The organism is Caballeronia sp. NCF2, from assembly GCF_023631205.1.
Lineage (GTDB): Bacteria > Pseudomonadota > Gammaproteobacteria > Burkholderiales > Burkholderiaceae > Caballeronia > Caballeronia zhejiangensis.
Genome location: NZ_JALQDN010000054.1, coordinates 162,430 through 179,604, shown reverse-complemented (window position 1 = coordinate 179,604; position 17,175 = coordinate 162,430). Strand labels below are relative to the sequence as shown.

17 protein-coding genes are annotated in these 17,175 nt (G+C 62.5%); 11 read left to right on the top strand and 6 right to left on the bottom strand.

The features are described from left to right. Nucleotides 1–80 precede the first annotated feature (80 nt). The 9 genes from ehuR (at nt 81) to NCS02_RS18440 (ending at nt 9,785) form a co-directional block, all read left to right on the top strand. Nucleotides 81–1,478, top strand: a complete 1,398-nt coding sequence (gene ehuR / locus NCS02_RS18480) for a MocR-like ectoine utilization transcription factor EhuR (RefSeq protein WP_250519922.1) — start codon at nt 81–83, stop codon at nt 1,476–1,478. Between the two features lie 80 nt (nt 1,479–1,558). Continuing rightward, nucleotides 1,559–2,524, top strand: coding sequence for a hydroxyectoine utilization dehydratase EutB (gene eutB, locus NCS02_RS18475; RefSeq protein ID WP_250456852.1), 966 nt, complete (start codon nt 1,559–1,561; stop codon nt 2,522–2,524). A gap of 4 nt (nt 2,525–2,528) precedes the next feature. Then, nucleotides 2,529–3,533 carry a cyclodeaminase gene (locus NCS02_RS18470; RefSeq protein ID WP_175979463.1) on the top strand — a complete coding sequence of 335 codons (1,005 nt, stop codon included), beginning with the start codon at nt 2,529–2,531 and terminating at the stop codon, nt 3,531–3,533. Nucleotides 3,534–3,544: 11 nt separating this feature from the next. Continuing rightward, complete coding sequence (doeA, locus tag NCS02_RS18465; protein WP_250503057.1) at nt 3,545–4,771, top strand: ectoine hydrolase DoeA; 1,227 nt, start codon at nt 3,545–3,547, stop codon at nt 4,769–4,771. A 4-nt stretch (nt 4,772–4,775) separates the two neighbouring features. Continuing rightward, the gene (gene doeB / locus NCS02_RS18460; RefSeq protein ID WP_250435951.1) at nt 4,776–5,798 is read left to right on the top strand and encodes a N(2)-acetyl-L-2,4-diaminobutanoate deacetylase DoeB; all 1,023 of its coding nucleotides are present in this window, start codon (nt 4,776–4,778) and stop codon (nt 5,796–5,798) included. Nucleotides 5,799–5,802: 4 nt separating this feature from the next. Continuing rightward, nucleotides 5,803–6,282 carry an Lrp/AsnC family transcriptional regulator gene (locus tag NCS02_RS18455; RefSeq protein ID WP_175979575.1) on the top strand — a complete coding sequence of 160 codons (480 nt, stop codon included), beginning with the start codon at nt 5,803–5,805 and terminating at the stop codon, nt 6,280–6,282. 195 nt (nt 6,283–6,477) lie between these two features. After that, nucleotides 6,478–7,956, top strand: coding sequence for an NAD-dependent succinate-semialdehyde dehydrogenase (locus NCS02_RS18450; protein WP_250503056.1), 1,479 nt, complete (start codon nt 6,478–6,480; stop codon nt 7,954–7,956). Nucleotides 7,957–8,003: 47 nt separating this feature from the next. After that, nucleotides 8,004–9,422 (top strand): aspartate aminotransferase family protein, encoded by a 1,419-nt coding sequence (locus NCS02_RS18445; protein WP_008353047.1) that lies wholly within the window; start codon nt 8,004–8,006, stop codon nt 9,420–9,422. Between the two features lie 87 nt (nt 9,423–9,509). Beyond that, nucleotides 9,510–9,785, top strand: a complete 276-nt coding sequence (locus NCS02_RS18440; RefSeq protein WP_241814105.1) for a hypothetical protein — start codon at nt 9,510–9,512, stop codon at nt 9,783–9,785. A gap of 64 nt (nt 9,786–9,849) precedes the next feature. Here the strand turns inward: NCS02_RS18440 and pqqA are convergent, their stop codons facing one another. Further along, a complete protein-coding gene (gene pqqA / locus NCS02_RS18435; protein WP_008353049.1) occupies nt 9,850–9,924 on the bottom strand; it encodes a pyrroloquinoline quinone precursor peptide PqqA in 75 nt (24 codons plus the stop codon). A gap of 468 nt (nt 9,925–10,392) precedes the next feature. After that, on the bottom strand, nt 10,393–10,626 hold the full coding sequence (locus NCS02_RS18430) for a DUF2795 domain-containing protein (protein WP_008353051.1): 234 nt from the start codon (nt 10,624–10,626) through the stop codon (nt 10,393–10,395). Between the two features lie 121 nt (nt 10,627–10,747). On the opposite strand from NCS02_RS18430, the gene NCS02_RS18425 reads away from it, so the two are divergent. Then, nucleotides 10,748–10,984: a hypothetical protein gene (locus tag NCS02_RS18425; RefSeq protein WP_250435947.1), complete on the top strand. Its 237-nt coding sequence runs from the start codon at nt 10,748–10,750 to the stop codon at nt 10,982–10,984. A gap of 9 nt (nt 10,985–10,993) precedes the next feature. Here the strand turns inward: NCS02_RS18425 and NCS02_RS18420 are convergent, their stop codons facing one another. After that, on the bottom strand, nt 10,994–13,915 hold the full coding sequence (locus NCS02_RS18420) for a bifunctional diguanylate cyclase/phosphodiesterase (RefSeq protein ID WP_250519920.1): 2,922 nt from the start codon (nt 13,913–13,915) through the stop codon (nt 10,994–10,996). Nucleotides 13,916–14,091: 176 nt separating this feature from the next. Then, complete coding sequence (locus NCS02_RS18415; RefSeq protein WP_250503054.1) at nt 14,092–15,078, bottom strand: GlxA family transcriptional regulator; 987 nt, start codon at nt 15,076–15,078, stop codon at nt 14,092–14,094. Between the two features lie 120 nt (nt 15,079–15,198). Between NCS02_RS18415 and NCS02_RS18410 the strand changes: the two genes are divergently transcribed. Further along, entirely contained in the window at nt 15,199–15,888 is a 690-nt protein-coding gene (locus NCS02_RS18410; RefSeq protein WP_250523258.1) for a DJ-1/PfpI family protein, read from the top strand. A 50-nt stretch (nt 15,889–15,938) separates the two neighbouring features. On the opposite strand, the gene NCS02_RS18405 is transcribed toward NCS02_RS18410, so the two are convergent. Further along, the gene (locus NCS02_RS18405) at nt 15,939–16,361 is read right to left on the bottom strand and encodes a GNAT family N-acetyltransferase (RefSeq protein ID WP_008353060.1); all 423 of its coding nucleotides are present in this window, start codon (nt 16,359–16,361) and stop codon (nt 15,939–15,941) included. 14 nt (nt 16,362–16,375) lie between these two features. Next, nucleotides 16,376–17,107, bottom strand: coding sequence for an ABC transporter substrate-binding protein (locus NCS02_RS18400; protein ID WP_250503052.1), 732 nt, complete (start codon nt 17,105–17,107; stop codon nt 16,376–16,378). Between the last annotated feature and the right edge of the window lie 68 nt (nt 17,108–17,175).

Here is a 17,175-nt window from a genome sequence, read left to right as displayed (position 1 = left end):
CGATTGCTCTAGGACAATTATTTTCGCGCGCGCTTTTGGGCCACTATTGCGCATGGAACCAGGCATGCGAGGAACAGCAAGTGAATGAAAGATGGCGCGACGCCGTGCGTACCGTGCAGGGCGTGCAGTCGAAGTACAAGCGGCTCGTCAAGGCGATGGCCGCCGATATAGAAAGCGGCGCGCTAGCATCGGGCGCACGGTTGCCGCCGCAACGCGAAGTCGCCGCCGATCTCGCGATCAGCGTGCAGACCGTCACCAATGCCTACAAGGAACTCGAACGGCAAGGGCTGATTCGATGCGAGGTCGGACGCGGGAGTTTCGTCAGCGCGCGCGTGACCGAAACGATGTCCAATTACATGCTCGACACCGCCGAGCGCTCGGTCGTCGATTTCTCGATCGCGCGCATCGTGCATACGCCCGAGCATGACTCGATGTGGCGCAAGGTCTGCGCGACGCTTTCGACCATCGACGATCAGCCGTGGATACGTGCGTTCCGGCCGATTGCGGGCTTCGACAGTCATCGACAGGCGGGCGTCGAATGGCTCGCTTCGCTCAACATGCCCGCGAAGGTCGAGACGCTGCTCGTCACCAACGGCGTCGCGCATAGCATCTTCCTTGCGCTGGCGAGCATCGTCGGGCCGGGCGATACGGTGCTGTGCGAAAGCCTCACCGATCACGGCGTAATCGGATCGGCGAACGTGTTGGGGTTTACGCTCAAAGGTCTCGAGATCGACGAGCACGGCATTCGCCCTGAGCACTTCGAGGAAGTCTGCGACAGCGAACGCGTGAGCGCGCTCGTCTGCACGCCGACGCTGAACAATCCCACGGTCGCGATGATGCCCGACTCGCGCCGCCGCGCGATTGCGCGCATCGCGGAACGCTATGGCGTCTATGTGATCGAGGACGATGTCTATGGCGCGTTGCCCGCGAAAACGCAGACGCCTATCGCGAGCCTCATTCCGGAACTCGCTTTCTACTGCACGAGCATGACCAAGTCCGTATTGAGCGGCTTGCGCACGGGCTTCATGACGGTGCCGCGGCGTCTTGCGTTGCGTGCGGAAAGCGTGCTGCGCGTCAGTTGCTGGATGGCGACGTCGCCCATCGCGGAAGTCACCGCGCGCTGGATCACGGATGGCACGGCGCAACGTCTCGTGGAGATTCAGCGCGAGCGGCTCGCGGCACGCCAGGGCGTCGTGCGCGAAGTGCTCGGCGAATACGTGCTCGGCAGTCATCCGAACGCGCTTTCGGTATGGCTGCGTGTGCCCGACGAATGGGAAGCGGAGCGCATCACGCGTGAATTGCGCAATCGCAATATCGCCGTGACGTCGCCGGATCCGTTTCTCGTGCGCGGCGCGGACCGGCCCAATGCGGTGCGGCTATGCGTGGGCGCGGAAGTCGGCGAAAGCACGTTTCGCAGCGCGGTCGAAACGATGCGCGAAGTCTTCGGTCAGTACCCGCATGTGCATGACTTCAACTAAATGAACTAGGACAATCGAAAACGATTTTTTAGGACATTAGACTGAGTTGCATGGTTAGCTCAAACGCAATTCAGGCGCACATGTCCGCACTCACGCTCGCCGATGTCTACCGCGCCCGCCAGCGCATCGAAGGCCGCGCGCTCGTCACGCCGCTGGTTCATTCGCTGTCGCTCTCGCGCATCGCGGGCGTGCCCGTTCATCTAAAGCTCGAAACGCTGCAACCTACGGGCAGCTTCAAACTGCGCGGCGCGACCAATGCGCTCGCACAGATCGCGGAGCAAGGCTGCAAGCGTGTCGTCACCGCATCGACGGGCAATCATGGCCGCGCGGTTGCACACGCGGCACGCGCGCTCGGCATCGAAGCTGCAGTGTGCATGTCGTCGCTCGTGCCGAAGAACAAGGTCGATGCGGTGGCCGCGCTCGGCGCGCGTGTCGTCATCGTCGGCAAGAGTCAGGACGATGCACAGGTCGAAGCGCAACGTCTCGTGCGCGAAGAAGGCTATGCATTCGTGCCGCCCTTCGACGACGAACGCGTGATCGCGGGGCAAGCCACCATTGGCCTTGAAATTCTCGAAGCGCTGCCCGATGCGGCGAGCATCGTCGTGCCCTTGTCGGGCGGCGGGCTATTCAGCGGCGTCGCGTTCGCGGCGAAAAGCATTCGTGCCGACGTGAAGATGATCGGCGTGTCGATGGAACGCGGCGCTGCGATGCATGCGAGTCTCGCGGCAGGCAAGCCGGTGTTCGTCGATGAACTCGAAACACTCGCCGATTCGCTCGGCGGCGGCATCGGCCTCGATAACAGACATACGTTCGCGATGACGCGCGATCTCATCGACGATGTCGTGCTGCTCGATGAAGTGTCGATCGCGCGCGGCATCGTGCACGCGTATCGCGAAGAGCGGCTCGTTGTAGAAGGGGCGGCGGCGGTCGGCATCGCGGCTTTGCTCGACGGCGCGATTGGAGCCGCGAACGGACCGATCGTCATCGTCGTGAGCGGCAGCAACATCGATATCGCAACGCATCGTCGACTCATCGGAGCGGCCTGAACCCATGTCCAACATCGATACCTCCACCGTGCTGCTCGGGCAGGCGCAATTGCGCAAGCTCGTGCCGCTTGACCTCGACGCGATCGAGCAAGTCGAAGCCGCGTTCAAGTCGCTCGCGACCGAAGCCGTCGCAATGCCGCCGATCCTGCGTCTCGACATTCCCGAGCACGCCGGCGAAGTCGACGTGAAAACCGCTTATTTGCCGCGCTTTCCGAGCTTCGCGATCAAGGTGAGCCCTGGCTTCTTCAACAATCCGTCGCTCGGACTTCCGAGCCTCAATGGCCTGATGCTCGTGCTGTCCGCGCGCACCGGTCTCACGGAAGCCGTGTTGCTCGACAACGGTTATCTCACCGCCGTGCGTACCGCTGCGGCGGGCGCGGTTGCCTCGCGCTGGCTCGCGCGCAAGGATGCGAAGCGCGTCGCGATTATCGGCGCGGGCGAGCAGGCGCGTCTGCAATTGAAGGCGTTGCGGCTCGTGCGCGACATCGGGCATGTGACCGTATGGGCGCGCGATCCGAAGAGCGCGCAGCAGTTCGCGCGTGACTGCGAAGACTTGCCGTGCGATGTCGCCGACAGCGTGAACCAGGCGTTGAAGCACGCCGATATCGCCATCACGACGACGCCGAGCCGCGAGCCACTGATACACGCACGCGATCTGCATCCGGGCTTGCATATCACCGCGATGGGATCGGATGCGGAGCACAAGAATGAAATCGCTCCGGACGTGTTCGCCAAAGCGCGCTATGTGTGCGACCGCCTTCAGCAAGTGCGCGTGCTCGGCGAGCTGCATCATGCGATCGAAGCGGGCGTGACGGATGCTGATGCATCTTTTGCCGAGCTTGGCGAAGTCATCGCGCAACAGGCTCAAGGCCGTATGAGCGATGACGAGATCACCGTCTGCGATCTGACCGGCACCGGCGCGCAAGACACCGCGATCGCGACGCTCGCCATTCAGCGAGCGCGCGCGGCACAGGCAGGAACCATTTTCCACAACGATGTGACCGCTTGATAGAGGGGACGATGTCCGAAATCACGCAACAGAAGAAGCCGGATGAACGAGGGGCGCCCGTGGTACGCCTGCCGTTCGAACGCAGCGAGTACGACGCGCGAATCGCGAAGACACGGCGCGCGATGGAGAAAGCGGGCATCGATCTGATGATCGTGACCGACCCGACCAACATGGCGTGGCTCACCGGTTACGACGGCTGGTCGTTCTACGTGCATCAATGCGTGCTGCTCGCGATGCACGGCGATCCGGTCTGGTACGGCCGTGGCCAGGACGCGAACGGCGCGAAGCGCACGGTGTTCATGTCGCACGACGATATCGTCGGCTACCCGGATCACTATGTGCAGTCGCAGGTGCGCCATCCGATGGATTATCTGTCATCCGAAGTAATTGCCGTGCGTGGCTGGGACACGTTGCGCATCGGCGTGGAGATGGACAACTATTACTTCAGCGCGAAGGCGTATGCGTCGCTGACGCAGCATCTGCCGAACGCGAAGTTCGTCGATGCGACCGCGCTCGTCAACTGGCAGCGCGCAGTGAAGTCGAAGCGCGAGATCGAGTACATGCGCGTCGCGGCGCGCATCGTCGAGAAGATGCATGCGCGCATTCTCGACACGGTCGAGCCGGGCATGAAGAAGAGCGATCTCGTCGCGCAGATTTACGAAGCGGGCATCACGGGCGTCGAAGGTTATGGCGGCGACTATCCCGCGATCGTGCCGCTATTGCCGACGGGTTCCGACGCTGCTGCGCCGCATCTCACATGGGACGACTCGACGTTCACGGCGAATGCGGGCACGTTCTTCGAAATCGCCGGATGCTTCAAGCGCTATCACTGCCCGCTCTCGCGCACGGTGTATCTCGGCCGCCCGCCGCAGCATTTCATCGAAGGCGAGAAGGCGGTCGTCGAAGGCATCGAGGCGGGTCTCGCGATGGCGAAGCCGGGCAACAAGACCGAGGACATCGCCAATGCTTTCTTCGCGGTGTTGCGCAAGTTCGGCATCGAGAAGGATAGCCGTTGCGGATATCCGATCGGCGCGAGCTATCCGCCGGACTGGGGCGAGCGCACGATGAGCCTGCGTCCTGGGGACCAGACCGTCCTCGAACCCGGCATGACGTTCCACTTCATGCCGGGGCTGTGGCTCGACGACTGGGGCCTCGAAATCACGGAGAGCATCCTGATTACGGACACCGGCGTCGAGACCTTCTGCAACACGCCTCGCAAATTGTTCGTGAAGGAGTAGCACGATGCGCGCGTCACCGATCAGCCCGACCGTCGACTTCGATGCAGAGGGCGAACAGCACGGCTTTCTGAAGCTGCCGTATTCGCGCAACGATTCCGCGTGGGGCGCCGTGATGATTCCCGTCACCGTGATCAAGCGCGGCGACGGACCGACCGCGCTGCTCACGGGCGGCAATCACGGCGACGAATACGAAGGGCCGATCGCGCTGGCGAAGCTCGCATCGACGTTGAAGGCAAGCGACGTGAACGGCCGTGTGGTCATCGTGCCGTTCATGAACTATCCGGCGTTTCGCGCGGGTTCGCGCACTTCGCCGATCGACGCGGGCAATCTGAATCGCAGCTTTCCGGGCAAGCCCGACGGCACGGTGACGGAAAAGATCGCGGATTACTTTCAGCGTCATCTGTTGCCGCTCGCCGATTACGTGCTCGATATCCACGCGGGCGGCCGCACGCTCGATTTTCTGCCGTTTGCGGCCATTCATGTATTGAACGACGGGACGCAGCAGTCGCGTTGCGAAGCCGCGATGCGCGCATTCGGGGCGCCGTATTCGATGCGGATGCTCGAACTCGACAGCATCGGTCTGTATGACAGCGCGGCCGAGGAAGCGGGCAAGGTGTTCGTCTCGACGGAACTGGGCGGTGGCGGTTCGTCGACGGCGAAGAGCGTCGCGGTGGCGGAGCGCGGCGTGTACGGCTTTCTCGCGTATGCGGGCATCATCGAGAAGGAGGTGGTTCGCGGCGAAGCGCGCACGACGACGTTGCTCGACATGCCGGATGGTTCCTGCTACACGACGAGCGAGCATACGGGCCTGCTCGAAATGTGCCGCGATCTCGGCGACATGGTGAGAGCGGGCGATGTGCTTGCGCGCGTGTATGACGTTACGCGCACGGGCGCGACGCCGGTTGAATATCGCGCGAAGCGTGACGGACTGCTTGCGGCGCGGCATTTTCCGGGCCTCGTGCAGATGGGCGACACCGTGGCCGTGGTCGCGGATATCGTCGAACGCAACATTGCCGTGAGCGTGTAAGTTGATCAAGCTCGACCGCTACGATCTGGCCATTCTGCGCATTCTTGCGCGGGATGGCCGCATAACGAAATCGCGCCTTGCGGAAGAGGTCAATTTGTCGATCTCGCCCGCGTGGGAGCGTGTGAAGAAACTCGAAGACAGCGGGCTTATCAAGGGCTATCGCGCGGATATCGACTGGACGGCTGCTTTCAAGGGCAGCCGTATTGTCGTTGAGGTGACGCTTTCGCGTCATACCGCGCAAGATATGCGGCGCTTCGAGGAGCGCATCGCGGCGGCTTCCGAGATCGTGCAGTGTTATGCCACCGGCGGCGGCGTGGATTACGTGCTGCACGTCGTGTCGCGGGATATCGATCACTATCAGCGGTTCATCGATTCTTTGCTCGTCGAAGAGTTGGGTATCGAGCGGTACTTCACTTATATCGTTACGAAAGTCGTGAAGAATAGTACGGAAGGGCCGCCGGATTGGGTTGACGATGTGGTTTAGTTATTTTTTGGTTGCCGGATCCCGTATTTGTGTCGGCTCGGGGAAGCCCAAAAAAAACGCACAAAGAAGCACAGAAAAAACAGAAAAAACACCAACCGCCCGAGGGCAATAACAAAAAACTCCATCGCGGCAACGCCCTTAAAGTGGACCCATCGAACCATGCAAATCAAGCACGCTTTGAGCAAGGAGACGAACATGCTGCTGGGCCATCCCGTTCTATTCAAATCCCTCTGTTATGTCGACGGCCGCTGGATTCACAGCGACAGCGCCGCATCGATTGCAGTAACCAATCCCGCCGATCAGAACGTCATCGGCCATGTCCCGATGCTCGATCAGGCGCAAATCGTCGCGACGATCGATGCCGCCGATCGCGCATTCCAGTCATGGCGCTGGATGCCGCAGCAAAAGCGCAGTGCGCTGCTCCTGCGCTGGCACGAACTCATCGTGCGTCATCAATCGGACCTTGCCGGCATTTTGTCGCTCGAGCAAGGCAAGCCGCTCGCGGAATCCAAAGGCGAAATCGCCTATGCGGCGAGCTTCGTTGAATGGTTCGCGAACGAAGCGAAACGCCTGGCGGGCCGCACCATTCCGACGCATATCGATGGCGCGCATCTCGGCACCGTGATGGAACCGGTCGGCGTCGCGGCATTGATCACGCCGTGGAATTTCCCCGTCGCGATGATCACGCGCAAGGCCGCCGCCGCGATTGCCGCGGGCTGCACCGTCGTCGTGAAGCCCGCGCACGAAACGCCGTTCTCCGCTATCGCACTCGCACAACTCGCCGAAGAAGCAGGCTTTCCGCCGGGCGTGTTCAACGTCGTCATCGGCGAGCCACAAATGGCGATGGAAACGCTCGTCAGCGATACGCGCGTGCGCGCCGTGAGCTTCACGGGGTCGACGCGCGTCGGCGGTCTCGTTGCGAAGACGGCAGCGCAGGCGGGCATCAAGAAGCTCGCATTGGAACTGGGCGGCAACGCGCCTTTCATCGTGACGGAAGACGCGGACCTGGAACAGGCCGTGCGCGTTGCAGTGGGTGCGAAGTTTCAAACCTCGGGGCAGGATTGCTGCGCTGCGAACCGCATTCTCGTCGCGCGTCCGCTTTATGAACGGTTCGTCGAACGCTACACGGAAGCAGTGAAAGCGCTGAAAGTAGGGACGGCCTTCGAAGCAAATGTCGATGTCGGTCCGCTCATGCATCAGGCCGCATTCGATGCGACCGTCGCTCGTGTCGAGGATGCAAAGGCGCAAGGCGCGCGCATCACCGTCGGCGGCAAAGCTCATGCGCTCGGTGGCTGGTTTTATGAACCGACCGTCGTCGCCGATGCCAGACCGGGCATGCGTATCTACGACGAAGAGAACTTCGCGCCGATCTCCGCGATCTCGCCGTTCGATACGCTCGACGAAGCCGTCGCGCGCGCCAACGACACCGAATACGGCCTCGCCGCCTACGTCTGTGCGACGCGCATCGACACGATCTTCCAGCTCGTGCGCCGACTCGATTTCGCGATGGTGTCGGTCAACGGCGTGAAGTTCACCGGCGCGCCGATCCCGTTCGGCGGCATGAAGGCATCGGGCCTCGGACGCGAAGGCGGCGCGGAAGGCTTCGAGCCCTTCGTCGAAACGAAATACTTTTGCCTCGGCAATCTCGGCCTGCCGCTCACGAGCGCGGCCTGAAGACCTATCCTCAGAGACACGCAGTACCGCATATCAAGGAGAAGCACATGACCCAGCAGAATCAATCGCTCGAGCAACTGTTCGCCGAAGACCGCGCGCACTTCATGCATCCGTCCACGCATGCACACGATCACGCGAGCGGCGCGCTGCCCGGCAAGATCGTCACGGGCGCGAAGGGCATCCGCATTCAGGATCATCAAGGTAAAAGTTATATCGACGCATTCGCGGGCCTCTATTGCGTGAACATCGGCTATGGCCGCACCGAAGTAGCCGACGCAATCTATGAGCAGGCGAAGAAGCTCGCGTATTACCACACGTATGTCGGTCACTCGACCGATACGATCATCGAGCTGTCGTCGCGCATCATCGACTGGTCGCCCGAGGGCATGAAAAAGGTGTATTACGGCATGTCGGGATCGGATGCGAACGAAACGCAGATCAAGATCGTCTGGTATTACAACAATGTTCTCGGCCGTCCGAACAAGAAGAAGATCATCTCGCGCGAGCGCGGTTATCACGGTTCGGGCATCGTGACGGGCAGTCTCACGGGCCTGCCGAGCTTTCATCAGAACTTCGATCTGCCGATCGACCGCGTAAAGCACACGGTGTGTCCGCACTGGTATCGCAAGGCGCCCGCCGGCATGAGCGAAGCGCAATTCACCGCGTATTGCGTCGATGAACTCGAAAAGCTGATTGCGAAAGAAGGCGCGGATACGATCGCTGCATTCATCGCCGAACCGGTCATGGGCACGGGCGGTATCATCGCGCCGCCGCAAGGTTATTGGGAAGCTATCCAGGATGTTCTGCGGAAGCACGACATTCTTTTGATCTCCGATGAAGTCGTGTGCGGCTTCGGCCGTCTCGGCTCGAAAATGGGCGCGCAGCACTTCGGCATCAAGCCCGATCTCATCACGGTCGCGAAGGGCCTGACGAGCGCCTATGCGCCGCTGTCGGGCGTGATCGTCGGCGAGAAGGTGTGGGACGTGATCGAGAAGGGCTCGCGGGAACATGGTCCGATGGGACACGGCTGGACGTATTCGGGGCATCCCATTTGCGCGGCTGCTGCTATCGCGAACCTCGATATCCTCGAGCGCGAAAACCTGACGCAGAATGCCGCCGATGTCGGCGCGTATTTCCAGCAGCAATTGCACACGGCTTTCGATTCGCATCCGCTCGTCGGCGAAGTGCGCGGGGCGGGCATGCTCGCGGCGCTCGAATTCATGGCCGACAAGGACGCGCGCACGCCGTTCGACGCCGCGCTGAAGGTCGGCCCGAAGGTATCGGCGGCAGCACTCGAACGCGGCGTGATCGCGCGCGCCATGCCGCATGGCGATATCCTCGGCTTCGCGCCGCCGCTCGTCACGACGCGTGAAGAAGCGGACGAAATCGTCGGCATCGTGAAGCAGGCCGTGGATGCGGTGGCGAACGAAGTTATCGGCTCGGCACTCGCTACGCAAGCGATCTGATTCTCTTGAGTAGCGGTATGGGTAGTTGTGTTGGCAGAGGCTCGCGAAACATTGCGGGCCCTTTTTGCGAGTCTGAAGGAACGTGCGTTGCTGAGTAATCTTCGGTGCCCCATCGAAAGGAGATTCACGATGAGCGAGAGCGAAGAGAAACGCCATCAACAACCGCATTCCGCGCCTCACCCGAATGCAGCGGAGATCGAACCGGAGAACCGTCGGCTCGATCAGCATCCGCATCAGACGGCGGAAGTGCCTTATGGATCGGGCAATGAGCCGGAAATTGCAGGAAAGGGCGGGCTTGACGCACAGAACGCAGATCTTCCCGATCCCGCGAACGAACAATCCAGGACGCCGGGCAAAGATTGACGCATCGATTCGACGCGCCCATAAAACAAAACGGCCACTCAGGTGGCCGTTTTGTCATTTCCGATTAGCGCGTCGCGATATACATCGTGATTTCAAAGCCGAAGCGCATATCCGTGAAACTCGGGGTTTCCCACTTCATAGAGCCTCCTTGTGCAATGATTGGCCAGACGGATGCCGGGCCATTGCGCGGTTCTTCTGCTGCAGGCGCCGTGCAAAGCCGCGCATCCCAAATCGACGCACTTTAGATGCTAGCGCGAGAACAGGTATGACACGATTGGAAATTGCACCGGCGTTCATTTAAATTTTTTATAGCGGTCTCGGGCGATTTCCCGAATCGTCAGGTGTCGTGCCGATCTTGTCAGGATCATGGACCGGGTCGGGTTCCGTTGCCTCTCCCGGCCGAGGGATTACCCGGTCAGCTTCAGCAGGGTCGATATTGCTCAGATTATTGCCTCCGGGCGCACGCGGCTTGTCGTGCGTATCGGGAGCTGCGGGTTTTTCGGCCATTACATTTTCCTCGTAAAACACGTGCCTTGCGGAAAGATCGAAAGCGTGGGGCGGCAGGATTGAATGCCGCATTGCGGAATAAGCGAAAGTTATGTCGCTGTTACTCGACGCGCGTGGCTTCGCGCAGCACCGCATCTTCGCTGTCGAAATTGCGATCGGTCATTTTGTTGAGCACGGCCAAGACCTCGCCGTCCGCGCCATTGCTTTTCGCGAGCGTCAGAAGTTTTTCCTTGCCCATCGGATAGTCGGCGCCCTTCAGCACGCGCGCGATTTCTTCCGGGCGCGGCTCATCCGGATGCCGGTGATTCTGCGAATGCGCGGGATGCTGTGCCATTTCCGCCTCCTTTTCGATTCGACGATAACCCTGACGATTCAGCAACGCGCGTACCCGTCACCGGGATCGGTTGATGCTGAATTGTCGATACGTTCCAACCGAAATCGAGGCGAGACATAACATGGCTATTGCAGCAGACCGCATCTCCGACACCGAAGTCAAGGTCGGCGAGATCATCTATAGCTTCGACACCAAGGTAACTGCCGATGGCTTTCAGCAATGCCTCGGCAGCGACTCGGTCGAGACCTGCGCGAAGAACCACGCGCCGGTGTCGACACGCGCCGTGGCCGATGAGAGCGGTGCGCCGAAGGGCGAGCCGGGCAGCATCATTTCACCGTCGCTGGGCGGTATGCCTTGATGCACGCGGCTACAGTGCCGCGCTTGCCGTCGTCGCGCGCGGAGCGAGCGCGGTGCGTGTGAGCGCGTCGAGCGGCAGCGGCTTGTCGAAGAAATAGCCCTGCGCCTGCGCCGCGCCCATGTCGCGCAACACGGCGAGCGTCGCCGCATCTTCGACGCCTTCCGCGACGAGCGTCAGATCGAGCGATTCCGCCATGCGCACGATCGCGCGCACGATCGCACGGCTGCGCGGGCTTTCGGTCAGTTCGAGAATGAACGACTTGTCGATCTTGAGGCCGGTGAACTGGTATTGATGCACATAACTGAGCGACGAAAATCCCGCGCCGAAATCGTCGAGCACGACAGACATGCCGTTGTCGGCCAGTCGCTGCATGGTGCGCCGCGCGAGATCGGGCTCGGCCACGAGCGCGCCTTCGGTAAGCTCGAGGCACACGCGCGACGGCGAGACGCGATAGCGACGCAATAGCGCCAGAACGTCATCGGCGAATTCGGGGCGCGTCATGCTATAGCTGGAGCAGTTCACATGCACCGGCGGCCAGTGCGCGAAGCGCGCATTCGAGAGAATCGCGGCAACGCGTTCGAGCATGTATAGATCGAGTCTGCCGATGAGCCTCAAGCCTTCGACCGAAGGAAGAAATTCACCCGGCCCGACGATATGGCCATCGGGTTGATGCCAGCGGATCAACGCTTCGAGCGCGACGATCTCACCGCTCTTTACGTCGACGATAGGCTGGAAATAAGGCAGCAGTTCGTCATCGCGCTTGATCGCATTGCGCAATGCGCCCTCACGTTCCACCTGGTCCGACACCTGACGTCGCAGTTCTTGATTGAACACGACGAAGCTGTCGCGTCCCGCATTTTTCACGCGATACATCGCGGTATCGGCGTCGCGCAACAGGTCGGCGGGCTCGGTATGGAACTGGCTGTCCGCGCTCACGATGCCAATGCTGCACGACGAAAACACGACATGCTCTTCGATGTGAAACGGCAGATCGAACGCGGCCAGAATACGCTTGGCGATCGATACCGCATCGCGAACGTGTGCATCCGGGGAGAGCACGGCGAATTCGTCCCCGCCGAGGCGCGCGAGCAGATCCGTCGAACGCAGGCAATCGCGCAAGCGCGCCGCGGCCTGAACCAGCAGCATGTCGCCAAAGTGATGCCCGAGGCTGTCGTTCACGACCTTGAATCGGTCGAGGTCGATGAACATCACCGAGAGTTGGTCGCCGCGCGTCTGATAGTCCTGCCATGCGCAGCGCAGCTTGTGCATCAGATGGCTTCGATTCGGCAAGCCCGTCAATGAATCGTGCGAGTTCTCATAAAGCAGGCGTGCGTTGACATCGTCGAGTTCGCGCGTGCGCGCCTGGACCCGCGCTTCGAGTTCGAGGTTCGCGGCATGCAGCGCTTCGGCATCGCGCCGACGCGAAAGCGCCGTATCGATATGCCGCGACACGAAGGTGAGCAGTTCCTGATCGCGCAGCGAATAGCGCACGAGCGGCGAATAGCTTTGCACGGCGAGCACGCCGCGCACGACATCGCCATCGAAGAGCGGAATGCCGAGCCACGATCGCAGACGCACTTCGCTATGCTCGATCTCGAACGCGCCTTCTTCGATGAGACGCAGCGCCTCCGCATGATCGATCAGCCGCGCGCGCCGCTCGCGGATCACATATTCGGTGAGGCCGCGTTGTCCGCGTCGCGGCGCGGGGCGCTCCTGCACGATTTCATCGACGTAATACGGGAACGACACTTCGTCCGTTTCCGGTTCGATGAGTGCGATATAAAAATTGCGCGCGTAAAGCAATTCGCCGACGATCCCATGCAGGCTGCGCAAGAACTCCATCATGTCGCCGGGACGGCTCGACAATTCTGCGATCTGGTAGAGCGCAGCTTGCAGATGCTCGGATCGTTCGCGCTCGGCGATGCCGTGACGCAGCGCCGCGTTGAGCTTCGACAGTTCGGACGTGCGGTGCGCGACCTGCTCTTCGAGATCGGCGCGATGCAGGATGCGGTCGAGCGCCATCGCCACATGTCGTGCGACGACCAGAAAGAGCGCGCGGTCCTCGACGGTATAAATGCGCGATACGTCATAGACCTGCATCGCGAGCATGCCGAATACCTCGTCGCTCGCATTCTTGAGCGGCGCACCCATCCAGAACTCGGGGCGGTCGCCGATGCAATAGAAATGGCCCGCGCGCTCCGCCGCGCAAATATCCGCGGCGGTGATGAAAAGTGGCTGCGCGCTCGTGAGCACGCGACCCGTCATCGAAAGACGTTCCGGATTCAGGATGTCGTAGTTTTCGGCCGCGACGACGTCGGTATCGATGACGTCGACATAATACGGATACGTGATCTTGCCCGTCTTGCGATCGTAGAGTGCGAGATAGAAGTTCTCCGCGTCGATGAGCGTGCCGAGCCGTTCATGCACGCCGCGCAGAAAATCGGCGCGCTCGGGCACGGAACTCGCCAGATAGGCGATTTCATAAAGCACGCGCTGCGTGAGTTGCGCGCGTGCGAGGGCATCGGCCTGCACGCGCTCGCCGAGCGTGCGCGCGAGTTCGGCGAGATGCGCGTCGTCGCGATGCGTGACCGGCGCGAGCAGCCAGCCGAGCACGCTCTCGCCGCGTCCGGTCGGCCAGCAGTGCCAGCCGTTATCGATGCACACCTCCGTCAGGCGTTCCTCGGCGATGCCATGCGGCCATTCCTGCGCATCGGGAAGCGCTGCATCGCCGCGCCGCTCGAGATGCAACTGCTCGCCCGCGCGATACCACGCCCATTGCTGCGGGCAGCCCATCGCGGCGGCCTCGCGCAGCAATGCGTCGATCGATGACGCCACGCTCGCGAAAACCTTTTCATCGGTCGCCGCCACGGTTGCAGGCTCGACCGCGGTTGCGCGGGCAACCTGCGCGTCGTACGCGGGAAACACACTCATCGGCGCTCCAGGCCATATTGCCGCCACGTCGGGCGGGTCTCGTTCAGCGACTGCGCTCGCACGCTGCTCCGGGCGCGCGTCACAAGCAAAGGCTCTATATGGGTAACGGCACGGAGCATACAGCCTTGAGCATGCGGTTCAAAAAAAGCCGCTCGTGCCGCAATGCATACGGGCATTCATGCCGGATGCGCGGTTTCGACGCGATCGTGCCCGGTAAATCTCTCGCGATACGCCTGCGGCGACACGCCCAGCGAACGCAGAAAACCGCGCCGCATCGTTTCCTCGGTGCCGAATCCGCAGCGCGCGGCGATGCGCTTTACGGGAAGCGCCGTATCGCCGAGCAGGCGGCGCGCGGCTTCGAGGCGCATGCGTTCGACCGAGCGCGCGGGCGTCATGCCGGTTTGCGCGCGGTAATGGCGCACGAAGCTGCGCTCGCTCATGCCGACACGCGCGGCAAGCACGCCGACCGAAAGATCCGCCGCGAGATTTTCAGCGATCCACGCATGCAGCTCGCCGAAACGTTCGCCCGACTGCTGCAACGACAGCGCCGCGCTGAACTGCGCCTGCCCGCCGGGGCGCTTGAGGAACACGACGAGATGGCGCGCGACGTCGAGCGCGAGCGCGCGGCCGAGATCGTCTTCGACGAGCGCAAGCGACAGGTCGATGCCCGCCGTGACGCCCGCGGATGTCCATACGTCGCCGTCGCGGATGAAGATCGGATCGGGCTCGACGTGGATCGCCGGGAAGCGCGTGGCGAGTTCCCCGCAGCGCGTCCAGTGCGTCACGGCGCGGCGTTCGTCGAGAAGGCCGGCGGCGGCAAGCAGAAACGCGCCCGTGCAAACGGACGCCGTGCGCCGCGCGTGCGCCGAACGCGCGCGCACCCAATCGACCAGTTCGCGGTCGTGCACCGCTTCGTGCACGCCCCAGCCGCCCGCGACGATCAGCGTGTCGCACGCTTCGCTCGCATCGGGCAATGCCTCGCCGACGAGCCCCAGTCCCGCCGACGCGTTCACCGTGCCGCCCCGCGCAACCACGCGCGGCTGATACGGCCGCTGCAAGCCCGCCGCGACCGCCAGGTCGTTGGCGGACGCGAACACCTGCAACGGGCCCGCGACGTCGAGCAACTGCACGTTGGGGAAGGCGAGCACGTCGATGGTTCGCATGGCGTTTTCCACGAAAGACAAGATGGCGTAAAACGTGGGTTATGTGTCGAATTCGCCATAGCGTAGCGGCGTAGCATCGGTTCGTCCACACGAAAAACACGCTCGATCAAGGAGAAAACGATGACGCTACATATCGGCCTGTTGCTGTTTCCTCGCGTGCAGCAACTCGACATGACCGGCCCCTACGACGTGTTCGCGCACATGGCCGACACGAAGGTGCATCTCGTCCGGAAGACGCGCGAGCCCGTCCGGTCGAGCGCCGGCATGATCCTGACGCCCGACGTGACCTACGCGGATTGCCCCGCGCTCGATGTGCTGTGCGTGCCGGGCGGTTCAGGCGTCGGCGATCTGATGGAAGACGAGGAAACGCTCGCCTTCCTCCGCGAACAGGCGGCGGGCGCGCGCTACGTGACCTCGGTTTGCACCGGCTCGCTCGTGCTCGGCGCGGCGGGGCTTTTGCGCGGCAAGCGTGCGACGACGCACTGGGCGTATCACGATCTGCTCCCGGATTTGGGCGCGATTCCGGTGCACGAGCGCGTCGTGCGCGACGGCAACCTGTTCACGGGCGGCGGCATCACGGCGGGCATCGATTTCGCGCTGACGCTCGCGGCCGAACTCGTCGGCAAGCACGAAGCGCAGGCGATTCAATTGCAGATGGAATACGCGCCGGCGCCGCCGTTCGACTCGGGCGATCCGGCGCGCGCGCCCGCCGCGGTCGCGAACGATGTGCGCGAGCGTTGCGCGCCGTCGCTGGCCGCGCGCAGTGCGATCACGGCGCGTGTCGCGGAACGGCTGAAATCGCATGCTTAATTCAAAATGCGCTTTGGTCTCATGCATGCGAAATGCAAAACGCCAAATGACTAGAAGCGCTTTTGCATGAAGTAGCGCGGCTGACCCGCATGAAAATCCGCGAGTTCGCCGAAAAGCTCGTAACCACAGCGCGCGTAGAGGGCGCGCGCTGCGGGGTTGACCGTATCGAGCCACGCGGCGCGGCATCCTCGTTTTTTCGCTTCGCTTTCGGCGGCTTCGAGCGCGCGTGCGCCGAGTCCGGCGCCGCGCGCGTCCTCGCGTATCCACAGCCATTTCACGAAGAGCCAGTCCCACGCCGTGTAGCCTGCGAGCCCGCCCAGAAAGTCGTCATCGCGATAGAGCGACACCGCCAGATCGCGTTGATGGCTCGGCCCGAGTTGCGCGCGATTGAACGCGGCAAGCCCGCCCGCGACGTCGCGCTCGAACGTCGCGTCGATCCAGTCGGTGATGGCGAGCGTGACGCCGGCGTTCATCGACGCGTGAGCGATTACGCTGCCGGGGCAACCGATGCCCCCTTGATACCGTGCCGTGCAAGCGCAGCGGCGACGAAGCCCGAGCGCTTCACATCCTCCACGAAGTCGCGCAGATAAAGCGCGGCTTCGTCGCCGCGGCGCTTCGGCAAGCCCATCGCCTGCTGGATCACCATGAAGCGTCCGTCGAGCAGGCGCAGTCCGGGCGTGCGTGACGCGTCGGCTTCGAGTTGCTGCTTCACGCCCGCGGCGACTTCGAGGCCGTCACGCAGGAAGGCTTCGACGACGGCCTGCGACGACGCCGTGCGTACGATCTGCGCATGCCTGATCTCGCGCGTGAGAAAGAGGTCATACGCGCTGCCCTTGCCGACCATGATGCGATTGCCTTCGCGATCCACATCTTCATTGCGCGTGAGCGGCGATGCCTCGCGCACGAGATAACAGCCTTCGATCAGCACGTACGGCGCGGTGAACGCGATGCCCGCACCGCGCAGCGGATCGATCGCGAAGAAGCCGACGTCCGCGCTTTCGTTCGTGACGGCTTCGACCGATTCGGCGGCCCGGTCGAACGACGTGAAGGCGACAGGCACGCCGAGCCGCGACGCCAGCTCGCGCGCGATGTCCACCGATACGCCGCCCGGCTCGCCGCTGTCGGTGCGATGCGCGAGGATCGGATTGCCGAGATTGATCGACGCGCGCAGCGTGCCGGTCGGCGCGAAAGCGTTGAGCAAGGAAGAAGAAAGAGTCATGGTGTTGGTCGATGAGTTGAAGAGCATGGCGATACGAGCAATCCGATGCAGAATACGCGAACCGCAAC

Coding starts and splice junctions, on each gene's coding strand:
- NCS02_RS18425 (WP_250435947.1), top strand. CDS start 10,748: ATGGCTATTGCAGCAGACCGCATCTCCGACACCGAAGTCAAGGTCGGC.
- doeB (WP_250435951.1), top strand. CDS start 4,776: ATGCGCGCGTCACCGATCAGCCCGACCGTCGACTTCGATGCAGAGGGC.
- doeA (WP_250503057.1), top strand. CDS start 3,545: ATGTCCGAAATCACGCAACAGAAGAAGCCGGATGAACGAGGGGCGCCC.
- NCS02_RS18400 (WP_250503052.1), bottom strand. CDS start 17,107: ATGACTCTTTCTTCTTCCTTGCTCAACGCTTTCGCGCCGACCGGCACG.
- NCS02_RS18410 (WP_250523258.1), top strand. CDS start 15,199: ATGACGCTACATATCGGCCTGTTGCTGTTTCCTCGCGTGCAGCAACTC.
- NCS02_RS18470 (WP_175979463.1), top strand. CDS start 2,529: ATGTCCAACATCGATACCTCCACCGTGCTGCTCGGGCAGGCGCAATTG.
- NCS02_RS18430 (WP_008353051.1), bottom strand. CDS start 10,626: ATGGCACAGCATCCCGCGCATTCGCAGAATCACCGGCATCCGGATGAG.
- NCS02_RS18450 (WP_250503056.1), top strand. CDS start 6,478: ATGCTGCTGGGCCATCCCGTTCTATTCAAATCCCTCTGTTATGTCGAC.
- NCS02_RS18405 (WP_008353060.1), bottom strand. CDS start 16,361: ATGAACGCCGGCGTCACGCTCGCCATCACCGACTGGATCGACGCGACG.
- NCS02_RS18420 (WP_250519920.1), bottom strand. CDS start 13,915: ATGAGTGTGTTTCCCGCGTACGACGCGCAGGTTGCCCGCGCAACCGCG.
- NCS02_RS18415 (WP_250503054.1), bottom strand. CDS start 15,078: ATGCGAACCATCGACGTGCTCGCCTTCCCCAACGTGCAGTTGCTCGAC.
- NCS02_RS18445 (WP_008353047.1), top strand. CDS start 8,004: ATGACCCAGCAGAATCAATCGCTCGAGCAACTGTTCGCCGAAGACCGC.
- eutB (WP_250456852.1), top strand. CDS start 1,559: ATGTCCGCACTCACGCTCGCCGATGTCTACCGCGCCCGCCAGCGCATC.